Source organism: Leyella stercorea (genome assembly GCF_021531655.1).
This window is the reverse complement of the sequence record NZ_JADYUF010000081.1, coordinates 1-6,212: the sequence shown is the minus strand read 5'-3', so window position 1 is coordinate 6,212 and position 6,212 is coordinate 1. Positions and strand designations below refer to the sequence as shown.

7 protein-coding genes are annotated in these 6,212 nt (G+C 39.2%); 1 reads left to right on the top strand and 6 read right to left on the bottom strand.

Going from position 1 to position 6,212, the window contains the following annotated elements; all coding sequences use genetic code 11:
- Positions 1–290: 290 nt before the first annotated feature.
- Both I6E49_RS13835 and I6E49_RS13830 read right to left on the bottom strand, forming a co-directional pair.
- On the bottom strand, positions 291–593 hold the full coding sequence (locus tag I6E49_RS13835) for a hypothetical protein (protein WP_235403046.1): 303 nt from the start codon (positions 591–593) through the stop codon (positions 291–293).
- Positions 594–758: 165 nt separating this feature from the next.
- The gene (locus tag I6E49_RS13830) at positions 759–1,118 is read right to left on the bottom strand and encodes a hypothetical protein (protein ID WP_235403045.1); all 360 of its coding nucleotides are present in this window, start codon (positions 1,116–1,118) and stop codon (positions 759–761) included.
- 868 nt (positions 1,119–1,986) lie between these two features.
- Between I6E49_RS13830 and I6E49_RS13825 the strand changes: the two genes are divergently transcribed.
- A complete protein-coding gene (locus I6E49_RS13825; RefSeq protein WP_235403044.1) occupies positions 1,987–2,607 on the top strand; it encodes a recombinase family protein in 621 nt (206 codons plus the stop codon).
- A gap of 118 nt (positions 2,608–2,725) precedes the next feature.
- On the opposite strand, the gene I6E49_RS13820 is transcribed toward I6E49_RS13825, so the two are convergent.
- From I6E49_RS13820 to I6E49_RS13805, 4 genes are all read right to left on the bottom strand, one after another.
- On the bottom strand, positions 2,726–4,087 hold the full coding sequence (locus tag I6E49_RS13820) for a tyrosine-type recombinase/integrase (protein WP_235403043.1): 1,362 nt from the start codon (positions 4,085–4,087) through the stop codon (positions 2,726–2,728).
- 252 nt (positions 4,088–4,339) lie between these two features.
- Positions 4,340–4,561, bottom strand: coding sequence for a DUF2795 domain-containing protein (locus I6E49_RS13815; protein ID WP_235393457.1), 222 nt, complete (start codon positions 4,559–4,561; stop codon positions 4,340–4,342).
- A gap of 140 nt (positions 4,562–4,701) precedes the next feature.
- Complete coding sequence (locus tag I6E49_RS13810; RefSeq protein WP_235403042.1) at positions 4,702–5,268, bottom strand: cob(I)yrinic acid a,c-diamide adenosyltransferase; 567 nt, start codon at positions 5,266–5,268, stop codon at positions 4,702–4,704.
- Between the two features lie 10 nt (positions 5,269–5,278).
- Positions 5,279–5,866 (bottom strand): hypothetical protein, encoded by a 588-nt coding sequence (locus I6E49_RS13805; protein WP_235403041.1) that lies wholly within the window; start codon positions 5,864–5,866, stop codon positions 5,279–5,281.
- Between the last annotated feature and the right edge of the window lie 346 nt (positions 5,867–6,212).

The window sequence follows — 6,212 nt, the reverse complement described above, 5'->3', positions numbered from 1 at the left end:
GCAAATGTAATATGCACCTATCGGAAATCTAGCATAGCAAGAAAAACGACAGTCGCTTATCCCGAACTCAGGTAATTAGTATCATCGTTATCATTCACTCCACTTAATATGCCACCCAACTGATTCTTTTTCAGTCTGTTTATCTCTTCTTTGAGACTTTCCATTTCTTCATCCTTCTTGTCTATGGCTTCATAAAGTTTTTTTATGGTTGAATTTAGCACATCAATGATAGACTAAGCGTATGGACTTATCATCTTGTAAATTTCATTCTACATTAGTTTCTTTATATTCTATTCAGTCTCTTGCTCTTTGGCAACTCTATCTTCATGCTTCTTGTTGTTCGACGCCTTCAGAAGTCCATATCGTTTCATCCAGCGTTGAGCTGTAGATATGCTTGTTTTGTAATGTCTGGCGATTATTTCTTTCTTCTCTGCCTGTGTAATCTCTTCATCATACAAGCAAGTCAGATCTTCTGCACAACGTGGCTTGTTAATACTCTTCGGAGTTATTCTCTCTGTTTGTTTGCAGTGTAGATCTATAATGAATTCTTTGTCTATTTGAGGAAGTGCAGATACTTCTGTATCGAGAACCATGTTGTAAACGGTTTCTATATCGTCTTGATCATTAAGAAAAATGTCAACAGACCAACTATTATCATAGACACATTGGGTATAGAAAGTAAAATGTTTGCATAACAAATGTACAATAGCATACCTAATCTGAAAATCATAAACCTTCCCATGCGTCAACATAAGAAGCTAAACCTCTACAAGAGTTAGCTCATACAGTTTCCTTAAACTATATCTCATTCGTTGATTTATCTTTGATATATGAAAATCGAATTTTTCTTTCATGGCTGATGCAATGGAATATCCCTTGTGTTGAGACACAAATATACCAGACTTTGACTTTTCTTTATTTAGTACACATCGTATAAAACTTTTCTTTATGTCATCAAAATAATTGCAATAGCTATAAATTAATTGGGAGGGAGAGCAAATACCTACTTTTAAAGAGTCTTTGAATTGACCGATTACCTTTTCTATATCATTGGCCAAATGTTTCACAGGAATATTGGGATGGATAGAGTAATCCTCTAAAATATCTTTTATTTTCATTCGTAATTTGTTTTTGTTGTATTTATCTGTTTGAATTTAGAAAACAGCCAATTAGCCTAATATTTTTTTATTGAAAAATGAAAAATATTCTACCATAGATAATAAGTCAAAAACAGATCAGTTCAACAGGTCAATAACAGGTCAAAACGATGTTTTACAAAGCTATATTAGATGATACTATAAACATCTTCATTCTATGTATGAATAATATAAACATGAACTATTCAATACAATTAGTCTACATTATATGAATCTAATGTAATACATCATAAACTATACATACTTGTAACAACATGTTATGTTCTACAAACTTTGTCTCTGTGTTTTTAGTGTTCCTGAATAAGAGGGGCGAAGCCCCAATGAGCGCAACGCGCTCACCCTGACATTTATTAAAGTCAACCCACCTGTTTCATTGATAAATATTATAAAGACAACTCTTTCCATTCAATGATGAATTCATGCTGGAGTACATCCACTACCATATACATCGAACCATGCGGCAAACCCAAACCTACAACTACAGTTGCATCAAACCCAATAAGTAATGCTAAGACTCCAATCTCAGCATGGTACAACATAAACGAAACTGTTTCATGGAATTATGAATATGCCCGTAATCATGGTATTAATGTGAAGAAGCATAGCCTTTACAATTATGTTTACCGGTAGAGAAAGTAGAATTAAAACGGGGTTAAACGCATCAAAATAAGAACCGTATCAATTTAATCTTATATATGGCTTATTATAAGCTTGATTTTAGTATCAACATAACCTTTTAGATTATTTCGATGCAGTTTAGCATAGTTGTTTTTCGTATATTCCAAATACCATGTATCTTCGAGGTGGACAAACAATCAAAGACACAGATATGGAACAAGTCGTATTATTTTGCCGAGTCTCAACACAGATCCAAGACTATGAACGACAAGTCTCAGACTTAACTCTGCTTGCCGAGAGACATAATTGGAGTATTGCAGAAACATTTACGGAAAAGGTGAGTGGAGCAAAGAAGAATGAGGAACGTAAGGAATTGACTGCCCTCCTCGCATACGTGCGCGCGCATAATATAAATAAGGTATTGGTCACGGAACTTTCTCGTTTGGGCCGTGATACTCTGCAAGTGCTTACCGCTATTGAAAAGCTCAACAAGGCTAAAGTCTCATTGTATATCATGAACTACAACATCGAGACCCTTACCCATGATGGAAAAATAAATCCCATGAGTCAGTTTATGATTACTATTTTGGCAGAAGTAGCCCGTATGGAACGCAAGACAATAAAGGAGCGTATGGAAAGTGGCTACAACAACTTCCGAGCCAACAATGGTAAAGTTGGTCGTAAAACTGGTTATCGTAAAAGTGAAGAGCAGTTTCTTGAACAATACAAAGATGTCATCCGATTATTGAAAAAAGGCGTAAGCCTTAGAGACATCAGTAATGCAACAGGTATATCTGTGAATACTGTCAGAAAATGCAAGACTTTTATATAACTCCTTTTTATTGCCGATAAATATAATAGCTCATATAGAGCTTTTTATTCGTAAAAAGTTTTTCAGGCACTCTCTGAGTTTTATCAGGAGTGCCTGTTTTCGTTCTCATGCTTAAACCTCACGCTGTCTTTTTCCCATCAATCTTTGGGACAAAGTCGAAACCGAGTTTGTCTACTACAGACGCAAGATTATCTGGTAGGAACTCTGCATAGACTCTTTCTGTGACTCCTGTTGTCGTATGCCCCAACAATCGACTTATCTCGCTGATGTCGGCTCCTGAGGCAAGGGCAAGGACTGACCAAGTGTGACGAGCGACATGAAAAGTCAAATTTTGTTTCCATTTCAGTTCATGTGAGATGGTACGGAGAGACGTATTAATAGTATTGTTCCAAGAGTTTCGGCGACGGTAGATAGCTTCATTATCATTCAAGTCAAAATTCTCTGGTAGTAAGTCAAAGACAAAGACTTTATTTCTGCCTTTCCATTTGTCGAGGATACGAAATACAGGTTCGTTCAACGGTATAGTATTGCGGTTACGAGTCTTGACCTGCACCTTACGGATAACCCTATTCTTGAAATCAATGTCCTTCCATCGCAGTGTCATTACATCCACCATACGCATTCCACAAGCATGGAAGGCAAAAAGCCACATTTCAAGAAACTCCTTTCGTCTGGGTTGTTCTACAGCATCATAAGCAGCTACCAATTCTTCGAGCTGTTCCTGTCTCAGATATTTTATGTTATTCTCTTCATCGTCAAGTCTGTCCTCTTCCTTCATATACAAGTCTTGTAGAGCAGCGTTTAGGTGATGAGATACATAACCCAACTGACAAGCATATTCACACGCTTGGAGTATCGGACTAAGTGTCTTGTTTACTGTCGTTGTTTTCTTCTTGGCAAGGAAGCGGTATTTTCGAAAATCAATAAGCAAGTCCTCGTTTATCTCTGAGACATATATCAGTTCCTTATGCTCACCATGGGTTCCTTTGTGTTCAAGAAGTAGATATTCTTCAAACTTATTCAGATATGAGATACCATTCTTCCATGTGCTCACGCCTATTTTACCTTTATTATAACGGCTTTCTATCAGTTCTTTAGCGAATGTTATGAAGTCCTTGCCTCCATCGGGACGTAACACTTCATCATTATCGTCAAGAAATGAGCGGATAATGTCGCAGGTGATGTGTTGATGAATCTCGTAATACTGGTGTATCTTCATATCTATGTCTTCGATACGTTTGTGCAGGGCATTGTTGTAGTATTTGTAGTCTGTGTTTGCTGTGGCGCGTATCTCTCCGATGCCACCATATCCCTTGTCGTTCCACTCTTTAGCAAACACACTTATGCCGGTAGACTTGCGGGCATTGTCTGCTTGCCAGTTGTATTCGATATAGATTTGGTACTTCTTGTCAGGTTGCGCTTTCTTTGGTGCACGCAACTTTAATTTTCCTTTTGGATAGCTTCGCGATATTCTTCCCATATACAATTATCTAAATTTGATTTATGCACTATATACGCGAAGATAGCAGAAAAGTTTATCAGAATTAAATGATCAGCGAAGAAAGAATTCAGAAAGTACCGATTATTGATCATTTAATTCTTCAAAATATACTTATTTGAGCAGTTTATTTAGCGGTAAAAGAACGGAAAAAGCGGTATAGGAATGTTGTCGTACAATTCCCATACCGCTTATATTCAACGCTTTAAGCTGTTTGTGTAGCTTTTCGAGCGATTAATATTCGTCCTCGTTGAAGAGGAAATCCTCCTTTGTAGGATAATCTGGCCACAAATCTTCGATACTGTCATATACATCGCCCTCATCCTCTATCTCCTGAAGGTTCTCAAGTACTTCGAGGGGAGCGCCAGAGCGCATTGCATAATCTATAAGTTCGTCCTTTGTTGCGGGCCAGGGTGCGTCTTCCAGTTTGGAAGCCAATTCAAGTGTCCAATACATAGTCTAAAGTTTTTTACGGTTCAAAATTTAATGTTTTTCAAAGAGGCTTTCATCTATTGTAGCGAAGCCATTTTTCATTGGGCTTTTGACGTAATAGCCATATACCCCTTGTTTCAACTGCAAAAATAGTAATTTTTGTATTATTTGCAAGTAATATAGAGTTTTTTTTCGTCGTAACCTTCAATAAAGTTTAAATATAAAGCCAAACTGAAAAAATAGTCGGACAATCGGTTGACAAATCGCATTGTCAACGCATCTACCTCAACGTCACGACTTAATGCCACCAGCCTGCGCTCCACTCTTCGACATACGGTTCGGCACACGTGCGACTGGGCTGCCTTGGCGCTTCCACCGGGCAGAACAAAGGTTTCAAGTTGGGGAACGGCTGCTTGCAAACGGTCAATCTCCTGCTCCAATCGTGCCAATTCAAGATCGCTCAAGCTGCTCTCGCCTTTCACTTCCTTGCCTACCCGCCAACTACCATCTGCCATAGACGACATACTTGCTCCTACTATAAACAGTCGGGCCTGTATCTCATCGAGTATTTCCGATACATCGCCTTCAACCATTGCAGACAGCAAACCGATATGGGCGTTCAATTCGTCAATCTCGCCACTTACCTCAATACGGATGTCGTCCTTCATCACTCGGTGACCGCCATAAAGCGACGTTGAGCCGTCATCTCCAAGTTTAGTATAAAATTTCATTTCGTAGATTCTAAAAGTTCACAATATAGTTGTTCTTGTAGCGATTGCGGTCGAAGAAGGCAATGCCAAGATAATACAGGTCGTAGCTTACGCTTGTAACGTCGCTCTCCAGCAATGTCTGCCATAAGCGTCTGGCAGTATCGTTGTAGCCTATGTCCTCTATAACAAACAGGGTGCGGTCGTCTGCTTGCTTTAGCGCGGCTGCGAGCACCGACTCACATCCTGCTATCGGACAAATACGCAATACTTCTATCTTATCGCGGGAAACAGGTTGCTGCGAGTCGGCTATGTTTCTGACTCGTGTGGCATTACATCCTCGCCCCACATAGGTTGCGATTGTATCGTCACGCCTGCTGTAGTCGAGCCACAGCGAAGCCTGACGGTAATTGGATATACGGAAATAAAGTTCCATACGCTTGCGTGTCAGCGAATCAAGACGTGGCAGCTCCTTCCGCAACTCATCGTAAGCATAATAAGGATAATGCTCGTTGATGACATAACGGATAAACCGATAAGCCGAGGGCGACTGCACGCCAAAACCGCGGCAATACTTAATACGGCGCAGCCAATGCAAATAACGCTGAACTTTATAATTCATAGCGACAAAGTTAATAAAATAATGCTAACAAGCCAAAGAACACTTGCTATATATTGATTATATGTACAGTCAATATAGGAACACTAATGCCTTGATAACAATATAAAGTTCCGTTCAGTGTCACGGAATGTGCGTTCAGTGTCACGGAATGTACGTTCAGTGTCACGGAATGTACGTTCAAAGGCTTGGAACAGAGAATTCAAGGGTAATGTATAGAATATGCAAGGGTAATGTATAGCGTGTGCAAAGGTAATATAGCGCAAGTGAAGTCATAATTGGGTAGGAGGTAAATGCTAATCATAAAAGGCATTTGCCTCCTATTTTCACATTTACCGACCTCCCACAC

What these genes read in the sequence shown, in the direction of transcription:
- I6E49_RS13835 (WP_235403046.1), bottom strand. Translation starts at nt 593, where the DNA reads ATGGTTCTCGATACAGAAGTATCTGCACTTCCTCAAATAGACAAAGAA.
- I6E49_RS13830 (WP_235403045.1), bottom strand. Translation starts at nt 1,118, where the DNA reads ATGAAAATAAAAGATATTTTAGAGGATTACTCTATCCATCCCAATATT.
- I6E49_RS13825 (WP_235403044.1), top strand. Translation starts at nt 1,987, where the DNA reads ATGGAACAAGTCGTATTATTTTGCCGAGTCTCAACACAGATCCAAGAC.
- I6E49_RS13820 (WP_235403043.1), bottom strand. Translation starts at nt 4,087, where the DNA reads ATGGGAAGAATATCGCGAAGCTATCCAAAAGGAAAATTAAAGTTGCGT.
- I6E49_RS13815 (WP_235393457.1), bottom strand. Translation starts at nt 4,561, where the DNA reads ATGTATTGGACACTTGAATTGGCTTCCAAACTGGAAGACGCACCCTGG.
- I6E49_RS13810 (WP_235403042.1), bottom strand. Translation starts at nt 5,268, where the DNA reads ATGAAATTTTATACTAAACTTGGAGATGACGGCTCAACGTCGCTTTAT.
- I6E49_RS13805 (WP_235403041.1), bottom strand. Translation starts at nt 5,866, where the DNA reads ATGAATTATAAAGTTCAGCGTTATTTGCATTGGCTGCGCCGTATTAAG.